The following is a 25,747-nucleotide window of genomic DNA, read 5'->3' as shown; positions in this document are numbered from 1 at the left end:
TCTTTACGATTCATTAACATGCATAATCGAAATTTCATATTTTTATTCTGAATGTTCTGCTATATTAATAGGTATATAGTACAATCCTACGCGAAAGCTGGAGGCCATTATGACTCGTCTTACGGATCACCTGATTGTCATTTCTTTCGATTGCATGTCTGCTTTGGATTACCCGATTCTAAAAGGTCTTCCCCACTTTCAAGAATTACTTTCTCACGGGTCCTTCTGCAAAAATGTCGAGACCATTTACCCTTCTGTGACATATCCTTGTCATGCAACAATCGTCACAGGTAAGTACCCTAATCGGCATGGGGTTATAAACAATACTCTCCTTCAACCGGGTCGTGTTTCTCCTGATTGGCATTGGCATCGAAGCGCTATTAAGGGTACCACCTTATATGACGAAGCAAAGAAAGCCCGGATGACCACGGCCGCTCTTCTTTGGCCTGTTACAGCCAAAGGGGATATTGATTATAATATGCCGGAGGTTTTCGCCAATCGCTCGTGGCATAACCAAATTCTTGTTTCCCTTTTCAATGGCAGTCCTCTCTATCAATTACACATGAACCGTCTCTTTGGTCATATCCGTAATGGCCTTAATCAACCGGAGCTTGATGATTTCGTTCTGGAATCGGCGGTAGAAACGATCAAAAAGAATCCCAACCTAATGCTTGTCCACTTTACCGACCTTGATACACAACGTCATTACCATGGTTTTTCTTCAGAAGAAGCACATGCTGCCATTCGTCGTCATGATGCCCGTTTAGGGAAAATCATCCGGGCATTAAAGGAAAACGGCATCTATGAACAGTCAACCATTGTCGCTCTTGGAGATCATAGTGCATTGGATGAATCGAAGGCTATTCAATTGAACGTCCTTTTCAAGGAACATGGGTTAATCACAGTGAATGCCAGGGGAAAGGTAACCGACTGGAAAGCATATTGCAAAGGATGTGATGGATCGGCTTACGTGTACACAAAGGATGAGAAAACGATGGAGGTTGTCAGATCCCTTGTTTACGAACTCCAAAGAAATCCTTCGAACGGAATTGAAGACATACTCACCGGTGAAGAAGCAGGTAGAATAGGAGCAGATGAACATTGTTCGTTTATGCTTGAAGCACGACACGGCTTTTACTTTAAAGACTCTTCAACAGGATCCTTCATTCATACCATCACCCCGGAAGATGTGAAGGAAAAGCGTTATACGTATGGATCTCATGGATACTCTCCTAAAAAAGAAGACTACTCCACCATCTTCATGGCTTCCGGAAAAGGGATCCGGTCAAATGTTGAAATTCCTTATATGCATTTAGTGGATGAAGGCCCAACACTGGCACGCATGCTCGGCCTTAATCTGGGGTCAACAGATGGAAAAGTGATTGAAGGTTTGCTGGATATATAAAGAAGAGATTTTGTTTCCTTAGGGGGAAAAACAATGAAACGTTTCTCAAGAGAAGAAAGCAGCTGGATCTTTTATGATTGGGCAAACTCAGCGTATTCCATTATCATTTCGACAGCCGTATTTCCGCTATTTTATAAGGCTGCTGCTTCTAACGCAGGTGTCAGTGCGGCAAATTCCACTGCTTATTTAGGGTACACCATCGCGATCGCCACCTTTATCCTCGCTATGATTGGCCCGATTCTTGGAACGATTGCCGATTATGAAGGCTACAAGAAGAAGTTCTTTACCTTCTTCTTTGCCCTCGGTGTTACATTTACTGCCCTGCTTGCTTTCGTTCCAAGCGATCAGTGGCTGCTTCTGTTAATTTTTTATACAGTGGCAGCGGTCGGTTCAGCTGGCTCCAATGTTTTCTATGATGCTTTTTTAACCGACGTAACGACAGAAGAGCGAATGAACAGGGTGTCATCCCGTGGATTTGGATTCGGGTACATCGGGAGCACGATTCCGTTTATCATAAGTATCGCCATCATCATATTATCTCAAAATGGGGTACTCCCTTTCTCCGTTACCATCGCCAGTAAAATCGCGTTCATCATTACTGCTTTATGGTGGGGACTCTTTGCCATCCCCTTAATAAAAAATGTCCATCAGCGCTTCTTTATCGAGCGTGAAGAGAACCCCGTTGCCAATAGCTTTAAACGTCTCGGTAAAACGATGAAAGAAATCAGGAAATACCGTGCACTATTTCTTTTTCTTCTTGCTTATTTCTTTTATATTGATGGAGTCGGCACCATCATCACGATGTCAACTGCATACGGAACGGATCTAGGGATCACATCCACTAATCTCTTGATCATCCTGTTTGTGACTCAGGTGGTGGCTGGACCTTTTGCCATTCTTTACGGTAGGCTGGCAGAGAAATTCACAGGGAAAAAGATGTTGTATGTAGGGATTTTCGTTTATATCATCGTTTGCATTTACGCTTACTTCTTAGAGACCACAATGGATTTCTGGATCCTTGCTATGCTCGTTGCTTCTTCTCAGGGTGGAATCCAGGCATTGAGCCGGGCATACTTTGCAAAATTAATTCCGAAGAAAAATGCCAATGAATTCTTTGGCTTCTATAATATCTTTGGTAAATTCGCCTCGATCCTCGGACCATTGTTAGTTGCCGTCACCGCCCAAGTGACAGGTGAATCCAATAGCGGCGTATTCAGTCTCGTCGTCCTCTTTATCATAGGACTTGTGATTCTTGCCTTCGTCCCTGAGCCAAAAGGAAATGAGATCGAGAAGCCTACAATTGTATAATAAAAGAGCCTGAACGCATATGTTCAGGCTCTTCCCTTTGTTTAAAATGTATGAGCGGCATCCTTCGCTCTTGCAATGGCACTCTCTTTGATCTCTTGGGCTTTATCAGGCATCGCCGCATGCCCCTCCACAAATACCCCCTCGAAGGAAGGTACGCCGAAAAACTGCATGATGATGTCCAGATAACGATGCCCCATTTCCATACCGGCTGCAGGTCCCTCTGAGTAAATGCCACCTCGTGCCTGGATATGAATAGCTTTTTTATCTGTCAGTAATCCGACCGGTCCCTGTTCCGTATACTTAAACGATTTACCGGCAACCGCTACAGAGTCAATATACGCTTTCATCACCGGTGGGAATGAGAAGTTCCATAATGGTGTAACGAACACATATTTATCTGCAGAAATAAACTGTTCTGATAACTCATTCAGACGATTCACTTTCGACTTTTCTTCTGATGAAAGCTCCTCAAACCCTTTTCCTGTTTGAAGCTTCCCCCATCCACTAAACACATCAGCGTCAATATGGGGAATATGTTCACGGTACAGATCAATGTGGACTACTTGATCGTCAGGATTCACTTCTCTGTATGTATCCACAAATGCTTTCGCTACTGCCATGCTGTACGATTGAGTATCATCATGGGGATGCGCCGTAATATAAAGTACTTTTGCCATTCTTCATCCATCCTTTACTCATATTTTCCACTCTATTATTTTGTGTGAAAAAGAAGGAATTATCCCAGGTTTGGTCATATAAAAAAAAGAATGCTGTCTGATAGACAACATCCGATTTTTGGCGGGGGCATGTGATTTTTCACTCATCTTCCCCGCCTGTTTCAAAAGGGTTTCCCCCGATATTCTTTCTCATTTCATCTGTTAGTTCAAATGGAGTGTTTTCTTGTGCTTCCCCTGTTGCGAAATGGTGACTGCCATCATAGTGAAATGGTTTACCTTCCAATGTCGACACCTCCGTTTTTTCTGTAGTATAACCTTTATGTATGATTCTAACCGGTTCGTCCTGTACTTCACCAAGACAAACCTTTTACCTAGTAGTATTTACTTATTATATTATTTATATCTTCCATAAGATATGCTTTTTTCCAATTTTATATTGATATTCTTTATTTTCCAACACAACTACCTGCTCATGAGAAGCTTTGGAAACTTGTTTGGTTTCCTCAACGAGATGGTAGATTAGATCATGGCATTGCTGTGCCCCTTTCACGAGAAGGGGCACACCTATCGAATCGATTCCCAGCTCCCTTGATAGGAAGCCACCAGCTGTCATGAGGGGAGGTACTGTCGGCGAAGTGTTGGAAATGATGACTTTCTCCCTTTCTCCATATCTTCTAAGGAGGATGGTACATAAATCAGTTAGTGCAGGAACGACGTATTTTGAAGATCTCCTTCCTATCGTATACACGGGGTTATTCTCTTCGTCCATCCCACGAAAAAGGATTTGTCCGGCCTCTTTTTTCGTTAGCTGGTTAAAGTAAGGAATATTGAGGATTTCGTTCTTAGTTAATGGGCTGTTTGAAGGCTTTAGAATATGCAGATGATATGCTGCTGCAAGAGACGTTGTATGAGTCCCGCCAAAGTCATTGTAAATGTAAATCATCGAACCACCCCACAGGAGATTACTTTTTCTTCAGTATGGGCAGAAAGAAAGAGGACTATCCGCAATGCCGTTTGCACGTAGTTTTAAATTCCGTTGTGTTTACCGATCGATTATCCTTTGGTGAAAAACAAAAAAACAGAGGCATCTACATCTGATGTCTCTGTTTTTCTTTTAAGAATCTCTTTTGTTTTCTTCTGATGACGATCTCTTCAAGCGTACCTGAACCGCATACTACTCCAAGCACGATGAACACCAATCCGATCAGGTGATAAATCGTCACTGTTTCATTAAGAAAAATGGCTGCTCCTACGAGGGAGAAAAAGGTATTGAGATTCAGGAAAATCGATGTTTCAGCGGCTCCGATTTTCCCGATTGAATGGTTGTAAATCATATGCCCTACTGCCGTTGCCAAAATGGCAGACGCAAAGAATAGAAGCCAAATCGAGCTTGAGGCATTCCCTAACTCTTTCAGTGCTCCCGGCTCTGTTACCAGACTAATGGCAAATAAGACAATGGAACCGAACACCATCATATAACCCGTAAGTAATCGGGGGTCCAGTGTTTTGGCTGCCCGGCTGATGATAATGAAGCTTAAGGCCTGAGAAAAGATGGAGATAAAGATAAACAGATCCCCGGTCTTCAGTCCGCCTAATCCCTCTCCGCCTGACAACACAATGATCGCAACTCCGACACTTCCTGACAGAAACCCGATGATTTTAATCACTGTAGGCCGGTTTCGCAGGATGATGGTTGCCATTAAAGCCGTCAACAAAGGACCGGTTCCCAATATGAGACCACCGTTTGTCGACGACGTCCCTGTTAAACCAACCGATAAGAAGTAATGATGACTGACCACATTCAACAAGCCACCCGAGATAATGAACAAGAACTCTTTAGCCGTTGGTTTTCTTATTTTCCTCATGATACCAAGAACGATAAATACCGTAATCCCTGCCGTGAAAATGCGAAGAGATGTAATCGTTACCGGCGTAAATTCACTCACCAAAACCTTTAGTGCAGGAACATTAAAGCCCCAAATCAACATGATGAACACAAGTATCAAATATATTTGCCACTTTTTCACTTCTCCCTGAGGCCTTCTTTCTGTATTTAGTATTCACCCATCATAGCACCCCATGAAGTTCCCTGCCAGGAAATAACTTCGAATCGTGAAACAATTTTTGTAATCGACCATCTTCCTGAACCCAGACTATGCTATAGTTAAAGGTCGAAAGGGGTTTTGTAAAATGACAAATCAACAACTACCGCCAAAAACGTGTACGATCGACCGTCTGGTAACTAAAGCTGAGGACGTTGAGAAAGTGATTAAGGGTGAGAAAACGGCGACCCGCAGAAACGGACGATACGCTGATATTGGAGAAATCATGGAGCTTCAAGGAAAGAAATACATAGTAGAAAGCGTCTACTCCCAATCACTTGGTGAGCTGACAGATGATCATGCCAAGCAGGAAGGGTTTAATACTGTTGAGGAATATAAAGAAGCCATTCTCTCTTATCACCCAGGCATGCCATGGCACCCGAGCATGAAAGTCTGGGTGCACGAATTCACATTAGTGAACGAATAGAGTACAACGGATGGATTATTTATTATACAGAACGCTCATCTACCTGCATGTGATCAGCGTCGTGGCTTCCATCGGCCCATTTTTCATTCTATTGCCGATGATGAAAAAACTACGGACCGCTTCTGATTCCGTGTTACCTTCGTACTTGGACACGTTCCGATTCACGGTCCAACTTTCCAAGCATTCGGGACATGTGCTCGTCGGAACGGGAATCCTCCTGGTGCTACTCGGACCTTGGATGTGGAGTACACCGTGGATCATCATGACCCTCGTCATTATGTTCTGCTCCCTGTTCTTTCTCGCAAGAGCGTTCTCACCGACACTACGGAAATTTGGAGAAGATGACGCTGACCGGGAATGGCTGGTGGGGAAATTGAATCGGACCGTTTGGATTTATCTAATCCTTCTACTGGCTATGCTATGGTTTATGGTCGTGAAGCCGAATTTGTGGATGTAATGGAGTTGACTCATAGCGTGTACCAGGTACAATGGATGTCATTTGTACCTGATACACGCTATTTTTTGGAGATAAATTAACTAGTCTCCATGACCACATCACCGTCCATCCCCCCGAACTGCTACAGTCCTTATCTTAAAAATAAAATAATAATACTTATACACAATGATCAAACTCAGGATTACTTTCACTATCAGACTATCTGATAAAATCAACGGTATGAGAATCATGATGTCTGAAAAAATCAGCAGCGTAACCTTCTGGCGCAGTGTCATGGATTTATGACGAATAAAACCTTCTAAATGCTTCTTATATACACTGGTACTTTTAAACCAAACCTCAAATCGTTCGGATCCCCTTACAAAGAAAAAGGATGCTAACAACAAAAGTGGAGTCGTTGGTATTAGAGGAAGTACGATGCCTACAATCCCGATTCCCATAAATAACATACCTAATAATATATAAAGCATTTTCTTTATTTTCTTTATTTTCTTTATTACGGCCACTCCTTTTTAACCTTTCATTTCCTCTCTATTCTATTCATGAGGAAAGAAGCTGGCAAGGAACAAAAAGAACCTGACATTTGTGAAGTATACGCTCACACCAAAGTCAGATCCTCTCTTCTATTCATTCTCCTTATTCTCTTTTCCCTTCGACTCCAAAACCTTCATGAAATAGGCTGTCGGAAGCAGCAATCCTATGGCTGCCTCAAGCAGTGCAAAGAACCGGATGTGGCCTGTCGGGATATAATCTCCGTATCCTACTGACAGGATGGTCACCCCGCTATAATATAGATAATTGAGAAACGTATGCTCTACCGGCTTGCCACTGGGTGAACTGACTCGCAGCATCGGATTCTCAAATGACAGGACATAATAGAGTACAGCAAATGCAATCATGATACTGAAAAGTACGAAAAACAACTTATAAAAAAGAGTTGTACTAAAATAACTGTATTTGAAATGCTTATCCTTAAAGAAATAGATCAAGTTTACCAGGATGAAAATGATGGCTCCGATTGTAACGATGCTTGCCAAAACGTTATGAATCCTCCTCTTAAAAGTACTATGTTTCATATACCACGTGTTGTATGTTTAAAACTCATCTATAGTAGATTCTCATCTCCCCTTGTGCAAACCCATCAACTCTTTTATTCTAGTAATAATAGAATTTTCCGAAAAGAAGGAACCTGCAATGAAAAAGTTCTCACTTCAATCCAAGATTATCATTATTGTATTAGCACTTCTTTCATTATTGATTTTATCCCTATCAATCATCTTTTTCAGGATGTTGTCCGAAACATTAACGGACTTGAAAGGGAAACAAGCACTGGCGGTGGCACAATCTGTATCCAAGATGCCGGCTGTCATCGAGGCCTTTCATGCAAATCAGCCGGAAGAGATCATCCAGCCCCTTGTAGAAGATATTCGAAAAGAAACAGGGGCCACCTTTATCGTTGTCGGCAATAGAGACTCTGTTCGCTACTCTCACCCCATGCCTGAACGTCTCGGGAAAAAGATGGTCGGTGGAGACAATGAAAGAGCCCTGATAAGGGGTGAATCATATGTTTCTCATGCAAGGGGATCATTAGGACCATCTGTTAGAGGAAAGGTCCCCATAAGAAACGCCCAAAACGAAATCATTGGGGTAGTGTCAGTCGGGTTTCTTGAAGACAGTATCCGTGACATCGTCATTCCCTATCGTACGAAGGTACTGATACTCGTCACCGTCATCCTATTAATTGGAGTCATAGGTTCATTTTTCATTGGGAAAGGAATCAAAAAAGCGATCTTCGGTTTGGAACCTGCTGAAATTGCCATGCAGTTCAAGGAAAAGCGGGCCATCATCGAATCGGTCCGGGAAGGAATCATTGCAATCGATCAACATGGATCGATTACGGAAATCAATGCTAAAGCCCACAGTATCCTGGCCCTTGATCATCAATCCTCCAATAGGGGGAGACATATTCTAGAAGTCATTCCCGATACGAAAATGATGGATGTTCTAAAAACGCGGGAAAGCCAGCTCGATGATGAGATTTCATTAAATCATCATGACCTCATCGTCAACAGGCTCCCTATTTTTGAAGAGGAAAAAATCGTCGGGGTGGTAGCCAGTTTCAGGAGAAAAGATGAAATCGATCAGCTCACTAATGAACTTTCTCAGGTTCAAGAATATGCAGGCATATTGCGCTCACAGACACATGAATACAGAAACAAACTGAATACGATTGCAGGTCTCATTCAACTTCACCATCATGAAGAGGCATTAGCCCTCATACAGGAGGAATCCTCTGGATATGAAGACTTGATTCAATTTCTGTTGAAAGCGGTACCTGACCCTGTCTTGGCAGGCCTGATCATTGGAAAGTATAATCGGTCTCAAGAGTTGAAGGTCTTGTTCTCGATCCATCCTGATAGCTCAATCACAACGCCACTTATAGATGTGCAGCAGGAAAAATTGATTACCATCATTGGGAACATTCTTGATAATGCCTTTGAAGAAGTCTTATCCCAGCCACTACACAACAGGCGGGTTCAATTGTTTATGACTGATTTAGGTGATGATTTCATTTTCGAAATAGAAGACAGTGGTGCGGGAATTCAGGATATAAACTCAGTATTTGAAAGAGGCTATTCCACAAAAGCCGGTAAAGACAGGGGCATCGGTCTTCATCTGGTGCAAAGAAGTGTGGAGCATCTGAACGGTTACATTACAGTAGAAGATAGTGAGCTTGGGGGCACTTGGTTTACGATTAGTATTCCAAAGCAACATTAGGGGGAGAAAGTATTGCGTAAGTGGAACGTATTCATTATAGAAGATGATATTCAAACAGCAGAAATCAACAGCCAGTACATCGCTCAAATGGAAAGTTTTCAGGTAGCCGGGATTGCCACTACCATCGCAGAAGCCAAGAAAGTCTTACCTGTTGTTAATCCTGATTTAATCTTACTTGACGTCTACTTTCCTGATGGAACCGGCAGTGAGTTTCTATGGGAGATCAGAAAACATTATCGCAGCACAGATGTCATTCTCGTAACAGCAGCAAAGGAAACCGAGCATATCTCCAATGCCATCCGTGGCGGGGCATTCGATTATATCCTGAAACCCATTATCTTTAACCGATTTCAGGATACTCTATTAAAATATCAACAGTATAAAGAGAGAATGAATGATTCTCAAGTAGAAAATCAACATGAAGTGGACACTTTATTTAATAGAAAGAAAAGTACGAGTAACATTCAAACCGTCCAACAACCCCCAAAAGGGATCGATACGATTACATTGGAATCCATACTCAAAAGGATAGGAGCCGATCACAACCGGGGGTATACGGCTGAGGAAATGGCAGGGGAAGTCGGCGTGACCCGTACAACGGCCAGGCGCTATCTGGAGTATCTTGTTTCCCAAAAGAAAATCAAAGTGGAGCTTACCTATGGAGGTGTCGGGAGACCTCAGAGAAAATATTTCTTTCAATAATAAGAGAAAAGCAGTGAGGCATTGAGGCTTCACTACTTTTCTATTGATCACGCTTCTTTCTTCAGATCCTGACTTCCCATGGCCTTCCCTCTTCTCATAAATCCTAAAATGGTAGGGAGAACCAGTGAAAGGAATGAAACGATCAGTAATCCGATGGTGATATTACTTTGAAAAAACACACTATAAGATCCATTTGAGATCGTCATCGCCTGTCTGAAGGATTGCTCCATCATCCCCCCCAATATAAACGCCAGAATAAATGGCGGTGCAGGGAATTTGAACATTTTCAACAAATAGCCTAACACGCCAAATCCTACAAGCAAGTACAGATGGAACGTGTTGAAGCTGACTGCGTATACCCCTATTAAACAGAATACAATGATCAATGCGATCAACAGCTGCTTCGGAATATACAAGATTTTTGCCAGTACCGGGATGAGCGGTAAATTAAGTATCAATAGAAAAAGATTCCCGATATACATACTTGCGATGACTCCCCAGAAAACGTCCGGGTGATCCTGAAGCATCAATGGCCCCGGCTGCACCCCTACAACAAGTAAGGCACCAAGTAGTACAGCAGTGGTTCCAGACCCTGGTATCCCTAATGTTAACAAGGGAACGAATGCCCCGCTTGTCGCAGCATTATTGGACGTTTCCGGCGCGGCCAGTCCCTTGATATTCCCTTTTCCAAAAGAAGATGGATCTTTGGATAAACGTTTCTCTGAAATATAGGAAAGGAATGAAGCGATTGTTGCTCCTGCTCCAGGCAGGACTCCCAAAATAAAGCCAAGGACGGAATGACGGCCAATCGGTCCTGCCATCTCCTTTAATTCCTTCTTCTCAAGCTTTAAGCTGCCAACAGCACTCTTCCCTTTCAACGTATTTTCATTCCGTGAGATAATTAACTGACAAACCTCGGATAATGCAAATAATCCTAAAGCAATAATCAGAAAGTCGATCCCCTCTAATAAACCCGGGTTCCCGAATGTGAAACGCTGTGTACCTGTTTGCTGATCGATCCCGACAGTTGCGATGATCAATCCAATCGTCGCCGAGATCAATGCTTTATTCGTGGACCCTTCAGATAAACTCGAAATCGCTGTGAGTCCCAGAAGCATTAGAGCGAAATACTCAGTTGGCCCAAACGTAATGGCAAGCTTAGCCATATAAGGTGCGACCAGCATAAGTGCCACTACACTTATCGTTCCACCTGCAAAAGATGATATGGCCGCTATGGCGAGTGCTTTGCCTGCCTTCCCCCGCTTTGCCATGGGATATCCGTCAAAAGCTGTTGCCACTGTCCCTGAAATACCAGGGGCATTTAATAGAATCGAAGAAGTCGAGCCGCCAAACACGGCACCGTAATAAACCCCTGCCATCAGGATCAAGGCGGAAGCCGGAGACATCCCATAACTCAGGGGAATCATGATCGCAATGGCGCTGATCGGACCCAATCCAGGCAGCATCCCGATAATCGTACCAGCCAACACCCCAATAAATGCGAAAAATAAGTTTTCCGGGGTGAATGCTACTTGAAATCCATATAATATACTTTCAATCATGCCCGTCACCTCCTAAAAGGGTAGAATCCCCTGTGGTAATGTAATGTTGAGTAAATAGTTAAATGAATAATACATGATGCCTGAAAATAGAAAGGCCACTAATACCGTTGTGAGTTTCTTTTTGAAGCCCAATACAAACGGGATGACTAACAAAAATAGAATAGTAGATAATAAAAATCCGAGCGGTTCAAGTAAAGAAATATATACGAGCAGTGCTCCTAATACCGATAAAAGAATGATGACATCTTCTTTTTTGACATATCGTCTTTTTTTATCTTCTCCTGTATCATCCTTCGCCTGGAAAAACAAAACAACCGCTAAAAGAATGAGCAGGAATCCAAGCCCTTTCGGAAGGACGTCACTATCGATAATGGCGTATGGAAATGCAGGAAGCTGAAAGCTGAGAGCTAAATAGATCCCGGCAAAAACTAGTAAAAGTATTGAGATGATTCGATCTGGTTTTGTTCTCATGTGACTCACTCCTATTAAAATGGAAGGAGCAGATGTTTCTGCTCCATACCCCATTATTTTTTCAAGCCGATTTCCTCCATTAATGCTTCAATTTCTTTGTACTCTTCATCCAGGAAGGAACTGAACTCTTCTGAAGACATGTAGTTGTCCGTCCAGCCAAACTTATCCCGCATTTCCTTCCACTGATCCGTTTCGATCATGTCTTTAAACGCTTTCTCATAATAAGCAACGGCATCGGGATCCATATCCTTTGGTCCTAAGAATCCACGCCACACAACAAATTCATCATCAATCCCCTGTTCTTTTAACGTCGGGAACTCTGAAACCGTATCTCCTTCCAAACGTTCGGGAGCTGTAATCGCCAGAACCTTTACCTTGCCTGCACGGGCTTGTTCAGAAGCTTCCGCAAGTCCCGTCGAGTACACATCCACTTTTCCCCCGAGGAGCATGCTCATTCCGGATCCGTCTTGAGCCGAAACATATTTCAGCTTTTTAACATCTACCCCTGCTGCCTTAACCGCTTTTACGAACTGCATGTGATCCATGCTTCCCGGTGAAGAAACCCCTACAATGGATACTGATGTCGGATCCTTTTTTAATGCATCGACAAGATCATTCATCGTATCATAAGGTGAATCGGCGTCTACAACAAAGGCTGCATAGTCAGCGATCACCCCGGCTATAGGTGTAAAGTCCTTATGAGACAATGTCGACTGCCCATTTAAGGGAACAAAGAACATCGGTGGAGACGTGACGAACATCGTGTGGTTATCTCCTTTTTTACTATTAATATAGGACCAGCCGACAGAGCCCCCGCCACCTGGTTTATTGACTACAGCCATACGCTCTTCAATGATTTTCTGTTCTTCCATAACCTTTGAAACGGTCCTGGCCGTTGTATCCCAACCTCCGCCGGCACCAGCTGGAGCAACGACTTCAATTGGTTTAGACGGAGTCCATTCCCCATCACTTTCAGAATTACTTGCAGAATTCGATCCTCCGCATGCCGTAGTGACAACTAGTAAACTTGATAAAATGATAGCCATGATACCTGTTTTCATTTTCATCAACCATTTCCCCCTCTGAATATTATTGATAACGCTTTCATTATAGAAAATTCAGAAACTTAATAAAATAAATCGTAAATAAACGGCAAAAGGAACTTTGTGGGTATATTGTTTATAAAGTTCACGGAGTTGACTCATCTCGTATTTACCAGCTAAAACTTTTAAACCCTTTTAAACAAACCACATATGATAAAGCAACTTCCTTATTTGAGAAAGGTGAGAGTAATGTTTGATAAACGATTCAGTATGTACAGACCCATACACGGAGGCGGAGGGCATGCGAGCTGGGGGAATGGACACGGGCACGCCACATGGGGACACGGAACAAGTTGGAACCAGGGAGCAAATTGGAATCACGGAGGCAACTGGGGTTATCACGGAGGTGGCTACTATCCTGGATTTGCGGCGGGAACGGTGACTGGCTTAGCTGTGGGGGCTGCTGCTTCACCGGGTCCATACCCTGTACCGGTTCCAGCTTATCCTTACCCTTATCCGTATCCTTATCCGTATCCACCTTCCTACCCTCAATCTTAATTAATGAAAAAGCTCCATCTCTAAGTAAAAAAGGGATGGAGCTTTTCTTTATAAGTACCTATCCTTCATTGATTAAATAGTACAAGCACAAATTGGAAATATTTATCTTAGAAATAATAGCAGTTCAAAATTCCATCAATTGTGATACTATAGATTAGTTAGTGTTTCGTTCATAGATTAGTAGAATCAAGGAGGAACTGAATATGGATTTCTTATTTCCACTTGGACTTGCCATCTCATCCGGAGCCATCATTGCACTTTTAAAAATCATTGCAATCGATATTATATTATCCGGGGATAACGCGATTGTCATCGCTATGGCAACGAGAGGGTTACCGAAAGAACATCAAAACAGAGCGATTTTCTGGGGAACAGCAGGAGCTGTCATCCTTCGCATTTTCTTTGCTGCCATTATTGTGTACTTATTAAAAATTCCTTATGTTCATCTGATCGGCGGGGTCCTTCTTTTATGGATCGCCTATAAAGTACTGGTTGAAGGTGAAGAAGAAGCCAATATTAAATCTCACACCGGCCTTAGACAAGCGATCACGACAATCATTATCGCAGATGCCGTCATGAGCCTGGATAATGTGGTGGCCGTTGCGGGTGCAGCACATGGACATATCGGTATGATTGCCCTGGGCGTATTCATCTCGATTCCGATTATGATATTTGGATCAAAGGCGATTGTCAGAGTACTTGAAAAATATCGTTGGATTGCCTATCTGGGTGCAGGAATTCTTGCATTTACAGCGGGTGAAATGATTGTTAGAGACGAGAAATTCTTAGACTTACTTAATATCCATCATGGTCCTGTTACGTATATGATCACAATCGGTCTTACGGTTGGGGTATTGCTCATTGGATACTTAGTAAATAAGAAAGCTGTCTCACACCACAATAAAAACATTGAACAATATAATGCTTAATTCCAAAAGATGCTTACATTTGTAGGCATCTTTTTTGTTTTGTGCGGGAATCTTTTGGAGATACTAATTGGCAGTTGATAGAAGTAAGGACGTGTTCGTTTGGATTTCTATATGAGTCAAGAATCATTGACTGCACTGGAATGGATTTTACGCGCTATTTTCGGCTTCATTTTTCTAATTGTCATCGCTAAATTAATGGGACAACGATCGATTTCACAGTTAAGATTCCTTGATTTTGTCATGGCGCTCCTAATAGGGAACATCATGGCTCACCCATTGTCTGATGAAGGACTGGGTTTGAAAGGCTCCATGCTTACCATGGGCACATTGGTCGCTCTCTACCTGATTGGGGTATACGTTAGTTTGCATTCAACCTTCATACGGAAAATACTCGACCCCTCCCCTATCCCATTGATTGATAATGGGGAAATTCTATATCAAAATCTAAAGAAAGCGCGAATCCCCTTAGACAGCCTTTTATCTGAATTAAGAAAGCAACAGACCGAAGAAGTTGATAATGTGGCGTTGGCCCTTTGGGAAACCGGGGGAGAAATCTCCATATTTCTCAAACCACAATACCAGCCTGTGACTCAAAAAGATCTGTCCCTGTCTCCCAAAGGGTTCGATCTCCCCAAACCCGTTATTGAAGATCGGAAAATCAATCATTCTCTCTTACTGAAGCTGGATAAGGATGAACACTGGCTGCATGATCAGCTAAAGACCTCTTACAATGTCACCGTGCACGATGTATTACTTGCCACGATCGATAAACAAGAAAAAATTAAAATTTATTTGTATAAATAAAGCTCTCTCCGCATTTGGAGAGAGCTTTATTCATTACTTCATCATCTGCTTGACCAGTTCTTTATTTCTCTTCTTGAATACTTCATTATGGGAAGAGACCATAGCGAATTTATTCGCTTCTGGTTGAATGAATTGCTTCGCTTTATTGACTGCGTTGGCCGCGTCCTGGAATGCTCCAGCAATCAAGTTCACCTTTCCATCGTGTTTCAAGATGTCACCCGCTGCGTAAATGCCTTCTATCGATGATTCGCTGGTAGTCGTACCAGCTATGTAATACTGATCGATCATGTCGATATTCAATGAACTATTTTTAAGCAGGGAAGTATCTATTTCATACCCATGATTAATGATTACTTCATCAATGGGTAAATAGGAAACCTCTCCTGTCTGATGATTGGTCAGTTGCACCTTTTCAATGGTTTCGTGATCGGCGGCTGCAATCAGCTTGGTAATAGATGTGTTGAGCAGGCAGGAGGCCGAGCTGTTCATGAGCTGGGCACATTGAGCTTCGTGTCCGTTCAATGCTTCCTTTCGATAGGCAACATACACTTTCTTCGCTACTGGTTCTAATTCATTTGCCCAATCGATGGCTGAGTTCCCTCCACCTGAAATGATGACCGTCTTATCTTTAAACCTTTTCAGTGACTTGACTGTGTAGTTTAAATTAGAAACTTCAAATCGTTCTGCCCCATCGATATCAAGCTTCTGAGGATTGATGATTCCGCTTCCCACTGCGATGATGACCGTTTTCGAGTAGTGCTTTTCCCCGGATGAACCTTTTAATATAAAGATACCTTCTTCATTGCGTGTAATGGATTCAACTTTTTCGTTCAAGACGACAGACGGATCGAAAGTCAATCCTTGCTGAACAAGCTGCTCAATTAATTTCGCCCCGGGAATAGGAGTGAGTCCCCCCACATCCCAAATCATTTTCTCAGGATACACATGTATCTTTCCACCCAATGTTGGTTGATACTCGATGATCTTTGTTTTCATTTCTCTAAGTCCACTATAGAAAGCTGAGTAAAGTCCCGCCGGACCTCCCCCAATGACTGTCACATCAAATAGTTCGTGATTATTCATTTCCGTCCACTCCTTGAGTAACCAAGATATAATTGATTATCATTCTCAATTACATCCTACATCTTTTTTTATGCTTTGACAATACAAATTTCTATTGACATTAGTAAAAAAGGATTATAGTATTTAAATTGTTCGAGATTGAGAATCATTATCACTTTACTAATCTATAAACGGAGGTCTTAACATGGTTCGCCTCTATACAAACGAATTAAACATTGGCTACGGTGAACGCCTCATCGTGAAAAACTTAAGCGTGGACATCCCTGATAAAAAAATTACAACGATCATTGGTTCAAATGGTTGTGGAAAATCGACTTTACTGAAAGCGATTACCCGTATCATCCCCCATCATTCTGGTAACGTCCTGTTAGATGGTGAAAACATTTCTAAAGGAAACACAAAGGAATTAGCGAAGAAGATGGCGATTCTTCCGCAAACTCCCGAGAGTGCCAGTGGACTGACTGTGGGGGAATTGGTTTCATATGGTCGTTTTCCTCATCAAAAAGGAATGGGCCGTCTATCAAAGAAAGATTATGACGTCATCAACTGGGCGCTTGAAGTGACAGGGACCCTGGAGTTTAAGTTCAGGGAAGTCGATGCCTTATCAGGCGGTCAGCGACAACGCGTCTGGATTGCCATGGCTCTTGCCCAGGAAACAGATATCATCTTCCTCGATGAACCGACTACATATTTAGATATGGCTCACCAGCTGGAAGTTTTAGAGCTTTTACAAAAGCTGAATAGAGAACAGGAACGCACCATTGTGATGGTCCTCCATGATTTAAATCAAGCTGCACGATTTGCCGACTACATCGTTGCTTTAAAAGAAGGAGAAATCGTGAAAGCCGGAAATTGTGAGGAAGTCATCACCCATGAGGTCCTGAAAAAAGTATTTCAGATCGATGCTGAGATAGGAAGAGATCCTCGAACAAACAAGCCAATGTGTTACACATATAATCTACTAAAAGGAGAAGATCAACATGAAGAAATGGCTCATCCCGTTTACTCTGCTGTTAGTGCTGCTCGTTAGTGCCTGCGGCAACAGTTCTACTAAAGAAGAAGGTTCAGATTCAAAAGAAAAGGAAAACAAATCTTCTGATACCATCACCTATCAATCAGAAAATGGACCGGTTGAAGTGCCGGCAGATCCACAGCGTGTAGTCGTACTATCCTCATTTGCCGGAAACGTCATGGCATTGGATGTGAATGTTGTAGGTGTGGACTCATGGTCTAAAATGAACCCCCGTTGGGATAAGGAATTAAAAGATGTGGAAGAAGTAACCGACGAAAGCCTGGAAAAAATCATCGAGCTTGAACCGGATTTAATCATCGGCCTATCCAATATTAAAAATGTCGATAAGTTAAATGAAATTGCCCCTACCGTTACATACACTTATGGAAAAGTAGACTATTTAACACAGCACATCGAAATTGGTAAACTACTAAATAAAGAAAAAGAAGCGACAGAATGGGTAGATGACTTCAAGAAGCGTGCCCAAACTGCAGGAGAAGACATCAAAGCGAAAATTGGAGAAGATACAACCGTTTCCGTTATAGAAAGCTTCAATAAGCAATTATACGTTTATGGAAACAACTGGGGTCGCGGTACAGAGATCCTTTATCAGGAAATAAACCTGAAGATGCCTGAAAAAGTAAAAGAACAAGCGTTGGAACCTGGATATTTCGCACTTTCAACAGAGGTTATGCCTGAGTATGCCGGAGATTATCTGATTATAAGCAAAGATCCGAAAGCAGATAACTCATTTATGGATACAGAAACATACAAAAACATTCCTGCAGTAAAGAACAACCAAGTATATGAAGTGAACATGATGGAATTCTACTTTAATGATCCATTAACACTGGATTACCAGTTGAATTTCTTCAAAGAGAAATTTCTAGGCAACTAATTAACGTAAAGGGGATTCTTATCACAAGAATTCCCTTTCTTTCTACTCCAATAAAGAAAAGATGATTGATTATGAAAACTCAAGATCAGCGAATTCCATTTTTTTATAAATTAATCGGGGCCGCCTTCTTATTTGTTGCTGCTTTTCTTATATCTGTGGTGTATGGGGCTGCGGAGACAACTGTGAAGGACGTATGGCTAGCATTGACTCCTGGCGGTGACGGAGATAAGGTCACCATCCTGAGGGAGATCCGCTTCCCTAGGGAAGTTGCCGCCATTGTTGTCGGAGCTTCTTTAGCCGTCTCAGGAGCCATCATGCAGGGCATGACGCGAAATCCCCTTGCAGACCCGGGGTTACTTGGATTGACAGCCGGAGCAAACGCAGCATTAGCCGTTGCTCTTGCCTTCTCTCCTTCCATCAGCTATTGCGGCATTATGATTGCTTGCTTCATCGGCTCTGCTGTAGGGGCATTGTTGGTATTCGGCATCAGCTCAATGAAACGGGGCGGCTTCTCTCCCTTTAGAATTGTATTGGCCGGTGCTGCCGTTTCCGCCTTTTTATTTGCCATTTCTGAAGGAATCGGCCTCTATTTTAAACTTTCCAAAGATGTGTCGATGTGGACGGCCGGTGGAATGATCGGGACAACGTGGAATCAGCTTCAAGTGATTGTTCCATTTATTTTAATCGGGATCGTGGTTTCAATCTTTTTATCCAGACAACTAACGATCCTAAGTTTAAATGAGGAAGTTGCCGTCGGATTGGGTCAACGTACGGCTTTTGTGAAAACGATCCTGTTTATCGTGATAGTTCTACTCGCAGGAGCAGCCGTTGCCCTTGTCGGGAATATGGTATTCATCGGCTTGATGATCCCCCATATTGTCCGGGCTGTGGTTGGGACAGATTACCGCTTGATCATCCCCACCTCCACCCTGTTTGGAGCAACATTCATGTTGCTCGCAGATACGCTCGGCCGAACAATCAACGCCCCATACGAAACACCTGTGGCGGCGATCGTCGCGATGATGGGCTTACCTTTCTTCCTATTTATCGTGCATAAAGGAGGGAAAGGCTTCTGATGATACATCCGGATTTGATCAAAAAACAAAGATTACTTCTTATTGGACTGCTGATCCTTATAGCAGCAACAACATTTATTAGTATTGGACTGGGCTATTCTTCTGTTTCATATGATCGTCTACTGCCTACTATTTTCGGTGAAGGATCATTTAAAGAAGAATTCATCCTATTTTCCATTCGTTTACCCCGAATCATCATTACGATTTTGGCCGGGATGGCCCTTGCCCTTTCCGGTTGCATTTTACAAAGTATCACACGTAATGACTTAGCGGATCCAGGTATTATCGGAATCAATTCCGGGGCAGGGGTTTCCATTGCCATCTTCTTCTTATTTTTCCCGATAGATGCCGGTTCATTTGCATATCTCTTGCCTATTGTTGCATTTGCGGGAGCACTGATTACAGCTTGCTTGATCTACTTATTTTCGTATAGTAAGCGTAATGGGATTCAGCCTGTCAGATTAGTCTTAGTAGGGGTCGGATTCTCCATGGCACTGTCGGGGCTCATGATCATTCTCATCTCCAGTGCCGAACGGGCAAAAGTGGATTTCATTGCCATGTGGCTGGCGGGGAATATCTGGGGGTCAGACTGGCCGTTCATCTGGGCTCTTCTCCCCTGGTTGGTGATCCTGATTCCATTTGCACTCTATAAATCTCAGATGTTGAATCTTCTGGGATTAAGTGAACCTGTCTCTGTAGGCGTAGGAGTTTCCATCAATCGTGAACGTTTCATCATGCTGATGGTAGCTGTTGCATTAGCCGCATCGGCTGTTTCGGTTACAGGAGGAATCGCCTTTATCGGATTAATGGCTCCCCATATCGCCAAAGCATTGGTCGGACCACGCAATCAAATGTTCATCCCGATAGCCATACTGCTTGGCGGATGGCTATTATTACTCGCTGACACAGTCGGTCGTAATATCCTGGAACCCGATGGCATTCCAGCCGGAATCATGATCGCATTGATCGGGGCTCCTTATTTCATGTATTTGCTGTTGAAAAAATAAGATGGGTTAAGAATCGAGGGACGGACCTTGGTGTATGTCATTTTATCGAGGAATTTGATAGGAACAGGCTTTTGTGCGTTGGAGGAGATGCGTGGAGGTCCGTCCCTTTCTGATCTGATTGAAAAGGACTGCATTACCATTTACGATTGGTAATGCAGTCCTTTTTCCTACAAAATATGTCCAGCAATCATCCGATCAAGCTTCCTGATGTCCACTTTCTTATTTATGCTCAGTTTAAGCTTTCCCAGCTTGGTCCACAATTCAATCTCGGAATCGATATCAAGAGCTCCCCCATTCTCGCTTGAATACATTATGATTGACTTGAAAGGAATCGTGTAGACTTCCAGCTTTTCTCCTGTGATGCCCTGCCTGTCCGCTATCATGATTCTCTTATTCGTAACTACAGCAACATCCCTTACTGTTTTATAAGCTACTTCTGCTTCTTCCCCCTCAATGAGCATCGTATGTATCTCCTGCGGTACCTCCACTTCTTCAAAAAATGTGAATCTCATTGTTTTTTTCACTTCAACCATGGTCATACCTCCCCACTAAATTCTTCTTATTAAGTATAGCAGATGTTTTATCCATTATTAGGTAATAGGTTAATTCCAATATACAAACCAGATAAAAAAGTACCGGAGTCATCCGGTACCTTTCTCAGCTTCATAACCTCACAGTCCGACTGGCTGTGCCCTCTATAAATTCCCCCCCCTGCTCTTCCTTCACAGGCTTCTTACTCCAGAACGTCGCAAGAATCGGCCCAGAAATATTATGCCACACGGCTGCTATCACACTTGGGAGCGCGGCAAGTGGTCCAAAGTGAGCAGTTGCAAGCGCCACTCCAAGTCCAGAGTTTTGCATACCGACTTCAATCGAAATCGCTCTCCGCTTACTTTCATCTAATTTCATTAGGACTCCTGTGCCATATCCCAGTCCAAGCCCAAATAGATTATGCAGGATCACAGCAGTGAAAATGATCAAGCCCGAGGTTGCGATATTTTCAACATTTGCTGAAACAACAGCCGATACGATGATTATGATTGCCAATACTGAAATCAACGGAATGACATTTAAACTTTTTTCCACTGTGCTCGGGAATAGTTTACGAATGACTAACCCAAGAGTGATGGGAACGATGATCACTTGAACGATGGATAGAAACATGGCGATTGGATCGACAGGGAGCCATTGACCCGCTAATGCTAACAAAATCAGTGGAGTCGCAATCGGTGCCAATAATGTTGACAGTGATGTCATGGCCACGGATAATGCCAGATTCCCTTTTGCCAGATACACCATGACATTGGATGCCGTCCCACCGGGAACCGACCCCAGTAATACCAACCCAGCAGCTAATTCATTCGGTAGGTTCAGTATGTATGCTATCAACAGGGCACCCAATGGCATGATGATAAATTGGGCCAGGACTCCGGTGATGACTGGCAACGGCTTCTTCAGTACCAGCTGAAAGTCGACGGGCTTTAACGTAAGTCCCATACCGAACATCACGACACCTAATAGTATCGTTATATAACCGCCTAATGGCAGGAATGGAGCAGGAACAAAATAAGCTACCGCCGCTACGCGGATGACCCAAAGAGCGAAATATCTACCTGCCATATTGCTGATCGTTTCGAGTAGTTTCATTTCTGTTCCTCCTTCTTTTTATGTACTAGTTTGTGAGGGTTAAAGATTCCAACTGGATCTATGGCCTGCTTGATTTTTTTCATGACCTGCAAAGCACCACCGTGTTCCCGCTGTTGATATTTCATCTTTCCGACTCCTACACCATGTTCACCCGTACAAGTGCCATTTCGTTCAAGGGCATACTCCACAATTTGTTCGTTATATATTTCCGCTCTCTTCACCTCTTCAGGGTCGTTTAAATCAATCATGAGTGATGTATGGTAATTCCCATCTCCGACATGTCCGAGTATTCCCCCTATCAACTCTAATTCTTCCAGCCTTTTTCGTGCATGCTGCACGGCACCGGACAGTTCTGAAATGGGCACGCACACGTCTGTCACCATGAGCTTCCTTCCTGGGTTTCCGTGTACATAAGCATAGGCAAGATTATGTCTCGCTTCCCACAATCTATTCCTTGCTGCAGTGTCTTCTTCAAACACGATCTCTTCACAGTCATGATCAGCCACAATTTCTTTGGTGAATTCCACATCTTGTTGGAGACCTGCTTCATTACCATGAAACTCAAGAAAAAGAGTAGGTTTTTCTTTATAATCCGTCTCACTGAATCGATTTACTTGAACCATAGATGGTTCATCCACCAGCTCCACTCTCGCAATTGGAATGCCGGCTTGTAAAATGGACACGACTGCTTCCACTGCATCATTAATATGATTGAAGGATGCACGTGCCGCCACAATATGCTCAGGAATGCCATATACGCGTAGGGTCAACTCCGTAATGCATCCCAACGTGCCCTCTGAACCTACGAATAAACTGTTTAAGTGATAGCCGGACGACGATTTCTGAGCCATGTTGCCTGTGTGAATCACTTCTCCATCCGGAAGTACCACTTCTAGATCCCGGACCTGATCCCGCATGACTCCATATTTTACAGAAGTCGTCCCACTTGCGTTCGTTGCAGCCATCCCTCCGAGGGTCGCATCAGCACCGGGGTCAACTGAAAAAAAGAGACCATACTTCTTCAATTCTTTATTTAATTGTGAACGTGTAACACCAGGTTGGACCTTTACAAGAAAGTCCTTCTCCCTCACCTCGAGAATTTTATTCATCCGGGAAAAATCAATGGTGATTCCTTTATCATATGGAATCACATGACCTTCAAGGCTTGTACCAAGACCAAACGGGATAATGGGTGTATGATGAGCGGCTGCCACCTTCACAATCTCGCTCACCTCCCCCGCACTTTCAGGGAACACCACTATATCCGGAGAGCTTGGCCTATGATAGGATTCATCCTTCCCATGCTGCTCCAAAATCGTTTCATTCAACGTCACCCGATGACTATCTACGACTTCCCCCAGTTCATCCACCAATCGACTATCCTTCACACTCATATGCCCTCTCCCCTTCTTAAAAATGTATAATGTATCGAATTATACCTAATAATCAGAATATTTCAATAGTAAAAAAGGTATTTCTTTCTCCGGTGAGGGACGGACCTCCAAAATAGTGAATGATGAGAAGAATGCTATAATGGCACGGATTCTGTATTGGTAGAGGTCCGTCCCTCAAAAAAAGCGGTACCGGAATCATCCGGTACCGCAATACAATCGTTTATTTCTCCATCAATTTTTTCAATTTCTCAACCAACACTACAAATAGCTTACTCAATTCTTGTTTTGATACGTTCTCGTATTGATCCCCTATACTTACTTCATATGCACATTCATTTTCAGTCACTTCTTTTACATAACCAGTTAAACCGATACCTGTCTCGTCATAGACATCCATCAAAATCGTTTCTATTTCTTTTTGTGGATAGTGGAAGAAGACATGAAACATATTGGAAACAGGCTTTTCAGGAAGAGTTGATACACCCTGGCAGGCGTTAAAAAGACAGGCCAATTCTTTTGCTCCTTCATAATACTGTTCCATATTGTTGATTCGTTGGTCAAAATAGTGATCTGCACTCAGGATGTATGGATGGAGGCTGATGAGATCACCGCCATGACGTCTTTTCCATACTTTTGATTCTTTCGTAAACTCCTCACTTCCTGCCAGGATCGCACCTGCAATTCCACCGATCCCTTTATAGAATGAAATATAGACACTATCGAAAAGAGTACAGACTTCCTCTGATGTTTTCCCATAATGGGGCAGAATTTCATAAAGTCTGGCACCGTCTAAATGAAGCTTGATTCCTTTATCCCGGCAGTATTCTGAGATGGCTTCGAGAGTCTCGTAGTCTGGTAGTTGACCACCGATTTCCCTTTGAGGCAGCTCTAACAGTAAGCATGCGATATCAGTTTCAAGTCCAATCACGTCTTCGAGTCCAATCACACGCTCCTTGTCAGCCAATAGAATCGGTTCAATTCCATGTAACTTCTTCAGCCCATCTTCTTCATGAATCTCTAAATGACATAAAGGATGGTACGCCACTCTGTGCAAATCTTTTTGATCGCACCAGATACGCAGGGCGATCTGCTGAGCCATCGTTCCACTCGGGAAGAAAACAGAACTTTCTTTACCCAGGAAGTTTGCCATCTTCTTTTGGAAGTCCTCTATTATCCTACCCGATCCGTATATATCACTTTCCAAATCACCATCTACATCTACTAAAGCTTCTTTAAGAACATCCAGATTTCGTTTCCCATGTCCCTGAAGTTGATTAGCAGTTTGTTTATACGCTTCAAATAAAGTCTTTTCTCCCATCGATTTGCTCCCTTTTATGAGTTCATCACTTTTTCAATGAATCCCTTCACTCGTTTCTTGTATTCCTCTTCTTCTACCGTAAAGCCTTCTGTGTGACCGGCGCCTGGTACAATCCATAATTCTTTCATGGTATTCGTTGCTTCGTACAGGCGATTAGCCATTTCGGTTGGAACAAGTTCGTCCTGATCTCCATGAATGATGAATAGAGGTAATTTGTTATTCTTCACCTGGTCGAGTGCCGAGGCTTCTCTGAAGGTATAGCCTGCTCGCACCTTCGTCACCACACTCGTTACCTCCATAATCGGAAATGCCGGCAAGCGGTAAAGATATTTTAATTGATGAGTCAGTTCTTCTTCCAAAGAGGTGTATCCGCTGTCTGCAATGATTCCTTTCACCTCTTCGGGAAGGTCCTCACCACTTGTCATCAATACGGTTGCTGCCCCCATGGAAAAACCGTGCAAAAAAATGGATTCTTCCCTTTTTTCATTGATTAAGAGATTGATCCATTCTTTATAATCCAATCGATCGTCCCAGCCATAACCGATATAATCCCCTTCACTTTTTCCATGCCCTCTCGCATCGGGTTTGAGAATATTGTAGCCTTCCTCGTAATAGAATCTTGTGATTTCAGGCATCTGCTCGCTGTTCCCTTTATACCCATGGGCGAGGATAACGACTTTCCCATTCGGTGACTCATTTTCAAGGAATTGAGCCCTAAGGGTCAAGCCGTCCTCTGTTTCTACCTCAACCGATTCGAAGTTCCGCTTACTTGTCCAGTTCCTTAATTCTTCTAATCTTTTTTGTTCTTCCTCCAAAGCACTGACGGCTTCAACCGCTTCTTCCGTCCCGCCATATAGTTCTATTGCCTCATTACTTCTATTAATTGCAACTTCGTAAAAATAGTTTCCGGCTACAATTAGACCTACCACCAATAACAACAACAAACTGCTCATGATCCATGCGATACGTTTTTTCATGACACGGCCCCTTCGTACACGTAGTTAAGTCTATTTTACTTGAAGCTGGTATGAGTTTCATAGAATAAGGCATATTCATATGTGCTATTTAGCTGATGTTTTTCAAATTCAT

Annotated in this window: 28 protein-coding genes; 13 read left to right on the top strand and 15 right to left on the bottom strand. The window is 42.9% G+C overall.

What is annotated here, in order from left to right; translation table 11 throughout:
* Positions 1-106 precede the first annotated feature (106 nt).
* Both ACQKFO_RS11795 and ACQKFO_RS11790 read left to right on the top strand, forming a co-directional pair.
* A complete protein-coding gene (locus ACQKFO_RS11795; RefSeq protein WP_427598914.1) occupies positions 107-1,405 on the top strand; it encodes an alkaline phosphatase family protein in 1,299 nt (432 codons plus the stop codon).
* 33 nt (positions 1,406-1,438) lie between these two features.
* Entirely contained in the window at positions 1,439-2,713 is a 1,275-nt protein-coding gene (locus ACQKFO_RS11790; RefSeq protein WP_427598839.1) for an MFS transporter, read from the top strand.
* A gap of 41 nt (positions 2,714-2,754) precedes the next feature.
* Here ACQKFO_RS11790 and ACQKFO_RS11785 read toward each other — a convergent pair whose 3' ends face one another.
* From ACQKFO_RS11785 to ACQKFO_RS11770, 4 genes are all read right to left on the bottom strand, one after another.
* Complete coding sequence (locus ACQKFO_RS11785) at positions 2,755-3,390, bottom strand: FMN-dependent NADH-azoreductase (RefSeq protein ID WP_427598838.1); 636 nt, start codon at positions 3,388-3,390, stop codon at positions 2,755-2,757.
* A 139-nt stretch (positions 3,391-3,529) separates the two neighbouring features.
* Positions 3,530-3,673, bottom strand: coding sequence for a hypothetical protein (locus ACQKFO_RS11780; protein ID WP_427598837.1), 144 nt, complete (start codon positions 3,671-3,673; stop codon positions 3,530-3,532).
* Between the two features lie 114 nt (positions 3,674-3,787).
* Complete coding sequence (locus ACQKFO_RS11775) at positions 3,788-4,333, bottom strand: DUF3189 family protein (protein WP_427598836.1); 546 nt, start codon at positions 4,331-4,333, stop codon at positions 3,788-3,790.
* 145 nt (positions 4,334-4,478) lie between these two features.
* Positions 4,479-5,417 carry a DMT family transporter gene (locus tag ACQKFO_RS11770; RefSeq protein WP_427598835.1) on the bottom strand — a complete coding sequence of 313 codons (939 nt, stop codon included), beginning with the start codon at positions 5,415-5,417 and terminating at the stop codon, positions 4,479-4,481.
* Positions 5,418-5,580: 163 nt separating this feature from the next.
* Here ACQKFO_RS11770 and ACQKFO_RS11765 point away from each other — a divergent pair, with 163 nt between their 5' ends.
* Together ACQKFO_RS11765 and ACQKFO_RS11760 are read left to right on the top strand one after the other, a co-directional pair.
* On the top strand, positions 5,581-5,919 hold the full coding sequence (locus ACQKFO_RS11765) for an ASCH domain-containing protein (protein ID WP_148968086.1): 339 nt from the start codon (positions 5,581-5,583) through the stop codon (positions 5,917-5,919).
* 10 nt (positions 5,920-5,929) lie between these two features.
* Entirely contained in the window at positions 5,930-6,376 is a 447-nt protein-coding gene (locus ACQKFO_RS11760; RefSeq protein ID WP_427598834.1) for a hypothetical protein, read from the top strand.
* Positions 6,377-6,474: 98 nt separating this feature from the next.
* Here ACQKFO_RS11760 and ACQKFO_RS11755 read toward each other — a convergent pair whose 3' ends face one another.
* Both ACQKFO_RS11755 and ACQKFO_RS11750 read right to left on the bottom strand, forming a co-directional pair.
* Positions 6,475-6,882, bottom strand: coding sequence for a YbaN family protein (locus ACQKFO_RS11755; RefSeq protein ID WP_427598833.1), 408 nt, complete (start codon positions 6,880-6,882; stop codon positions 6,475-6,477).
* A 117-nt stretch (positions 6,883-6,999) separates the two neighbouring features.
* Positions 7,000-7,413 (bottom strand): ion channel, encoded by a 414-nt coding sequence (locus ACQKFO_RS11750; protein WP_427598831.1) that lies wholly within the window; start codon positions 7,411-7,413, stop codon positions 7,000-7,002.
* Between the two features lie 157 nt (positions 7,414-7,570).
* Here ACQKFO_RS11750 and ACQKFO_RS11745 point away from each other — a divergent pair, with 157 nt between their 5' ends.
* Together ACQKFO_RS11745 and ACQKFO_RS11740 are read left to right on the top strand one after the other, a co-directional pair.
* Entirely contained in the window at positions 7,571-9,154 is a 1,584-nt protein-coding gene (locus tag ACQKFO_RS11745; protein WP_427598829.1) for an ATP-binding protein, read from the top strand.
* Positions 9,155-9,166: 12 nt separating this feature from the next.
* Complete coding sequence (locus ACQKFO_RS11740; RefSeq protein WP_427598828.1) at positions 9,167-9,856, top strand: response regulator; 690 nt, start codon at positions 9,167-9,169, stop codon at positions 9,854-9,856.
* A gap of 47 nt (positions 9,857-9,903) precedes the next feature.
* On the opposite strand, the gene ACQKFO_RS11735 is transcribed toward ACQKFO_RS11740, so the two are convergent.
* The 3 genes from ACQKFO_RS11735 to ACQKFO_RS11725 are packed head-to-tail and all read right to left on the bottom strand — an operon-like array spanning position 9,904 to position 12,950.
* Positions 9,904-11,418, bottom strand: a complete 1,515-nt coding sequence (locus ACQKFO_RS11735; RefSeq protein WP_427598826.1) for a tripartite tricarboxylate transporter permease — start codon at positions 11,416-11,418, stop codon at positions 9,904-9,906.
* Between the two features lie 12 nt (positions 11,419-11,430).
* Positions 11,431-11,889, bottom strand: coding sequence for a tripartite tricarboxylate transporter TctB family protein (locus ACQKFO_RS11730; protein ID WP_427598825.1), 459 nt, complete (start codon positions 11,887-11,889; stop codon positions 11,431-11,433).
* 53 nt (positions 11,890-11,942) lie between these two features.
* Complete coding sequence (locus tag ACQKFO_RS11725; RefSeq protein WP_427598912.1) at positions 11,943-12,950, bottom strand: tripartite tricarboxylate transporter substrate binding protein; 1,008 nt, start codon at positions 12,948-12,950, stop codon at positions 11,943-11,945.
* Positions 12,951-13,181: 231 nt separating this feature from the next.
* On the opposite strand from ACQKFO_RS11725, the gene ACQKFO_RS11720 reads away from it, so the two are divergent.
* The 3 genes from ACQKFO_RS11720 (at position 13,182) to ACQKFO_RS11710 (ending at position 15,223) form a co-directional block, all read left to right on the top strand.
* The gene (locus ACQKFO_RS11720; RefSeq protein ID WP_427598824.1) at positions 13,182-13,490 is read left to right on the top strand and encodes a hypothetical protein; all 309 of its coding nucleotides are present in this window, start codon (positions 13,182-13,184) and stop codon (positions 13,488-13,490) included.
* A 203-nt stretch (positions 13,491-13,693) separates the two neighbouring features.
* Positions 13,694-14,419, top strand: coding sequence for a TerC family protein (locus ACQKFO_RS11715; protein WP_427598823.1), 726 nt, complete (start codon positions 13,694-13,696; stop codon positions 14,417-14,419).
* A 99-nt stretch (positions 14,420-14,518) separates the two neighbouring features.
* The gene (locus ACQKFO_RS11710; RefSeq protein ID WP_427598822.1) at positions 14,519-15,223 is read left to right on the top strand and encodes a DUF421 domain-containing protein; all 705 of its coding nucleotides are present in this window, start codon (positions 14,519-14,521) and stop codon (positions 15,221-15,223) included.
* Between the two features lie 33 nt (positions 15,224-15,256).
* On the opposite strand, the gene ACQKFO_RS11705 is transcribed toward ACQKFO_RS11710, so the two are convergent.
* A complete protein-coding gene (locus tag ACQKFO_RS11705) occupies positions 15,257-16,306 on the bottom strand; it encodes an NAD(P)/FAD-dependent oxidoreductase (RefSeq protein ID WP_427598821.1) in 1,050 nt (349 codons plus the stop codon).
* 184 nt (positions 16,307-16,490) lie between these two features.
* Here ACQKFO_RS11705 and ACQKFO_RS11700 point away from each other — a divergent pair, with 184 nt between their 5' ends.
* From ACQKFO_RS11700 to ACQKFO_RS11685, 4 genes are all read left to right on the top strand, one after another.
* Entirely contained in the window at positions 16,491-17,336 is an 846-nt protein-coding gene (locus ACQKFO_RS11700) for an ABC transporter ATP-binding protein (protein ID WP_427598820.1), read from the top strand.
* Entirely contained in the window at positions 17,287-18,216 is a 930-nt protein-coding gene (locus ACQKFO_RS11695; RefSeq protein WP_427598819.1) for an ABC transporter substrate-binding protein, read from the top strand. The genes ACQKFO_RS11700 and ACQKFO_RS11695 overlap by 50 nt, the downstream gene beginning before the upstream one ends.
* A gap of 71 nt (positions 18,217-18,287) precedes the next feature.
* Positions 18,288-19,292, top strand: coding sequence for a FecCD family ABC transporter permease (locus ACQKFO_RS11690; RefSeq protein ID WP_427598818.1), 1,005 nt, complete (start codon positions 18,288-18,290; stop codon positions 19,290-19,292).
* Positions 19,292-20,299: a FecCD family ABC transporter permease gene (locus ACQKFO_RS11685; RefSeq protein ID WP_427598816.1), complete on the top strand. Its 1,008-nt coding sequence runs from the start codon at positions 19,292-19,294 to the stop codon at positions 20,297-20,299. The genes ACQKFO_RS11690 and ACQKFO_RS11685 overlap by 1 nt, the downstream gene beginning before the upstream one ends.
* 167 nt (positions 20,300-20,466) lie before the next feature.
* On the opposite strand, the gene ACQKFO_RS11680 is transcribed toward ACQKFO_RS11685, so the two are convergent.
* The 5 genes from ACQKFO_RS11680 to ACQKFO_RS11660 form a co-directional block, all read right to left on the bottom strand.
* Positions 20,467-20,832, bottom strand: a complete 366-nt coding sequence (locus tag ACQKFO_RS11680) for a PH domain-containing protein (protein WP_427598815.1) — start codon at positions 20,830-20,832, stop codon at positions 20,467-20,469.
* A gap of 130 nt (positions 20,833-20,962) precedes the next feature.
* Positions 20,963-21,946 carry a bile acid:sodium symporter family protein gene (locus tag ACQKFO_RS11675; RefSeq protein ID WP_427598814.1) on the bottom strand — a complete coding sequence of 328 codons (984 nt, stop codon included), beginning with the start codon at positions 21,944-21,946 and terminating at the stop codon, positions 20,963-20,965.
* Complete coding sequence (locus ACQKFO_RS11670) at positions 21,943-23,340, bottom strand: FAD-binding oxidoreductase (RefSeq protein WP_427598813.1); 1,398 nt, start codon at positions 23,338-23,340, stop codon at positions 21,943-21,945. The genes ACQKFO_RS11675 and ACQKFO_RS11670 overlap by 4 nt, the downstream gene beginning before the upstream one ends.
* Before the next feature lie 220 nt (positions 23,341-23,560).
* Entirely contained in the window at positions 23,561-24,658 is a 1,098-nt protein-coding gene (locus ACQKFO_RS11665; RefSeq protein ID WP_427598812.1) for a threonine aldolase family protein, read from the bottom strand.
* Positions 24,659-24,672: 14 nt separating this feature from the next.
* The gene (locus ACQKFO_RS11660) at positions 24,673-25,635 is read right to left on the bottom strand and encodes an alpha/beta hydrolase (protein ID WP_427598811.1); all 963 of its coding nucleotides are present in this window, start codon (positions 25,633-25,635) and stop codon (positions 24,673-24,675) included.
* Positions 25,636-25,747: the final 112 nt, after the last annotated feature.

The organism is Rossellomorea sp. NPDC071047 (genome assembly GCF_050270195.1).
Taxonomy (GTDB): domain Bacteria; phylum Bacillota; class Bacilli; order Bacillales; family Bacillaceae_B; genus Rossellomorea.
This window is presented reverse-complemented; position numbering and strand designations above follow the sequence as displayed.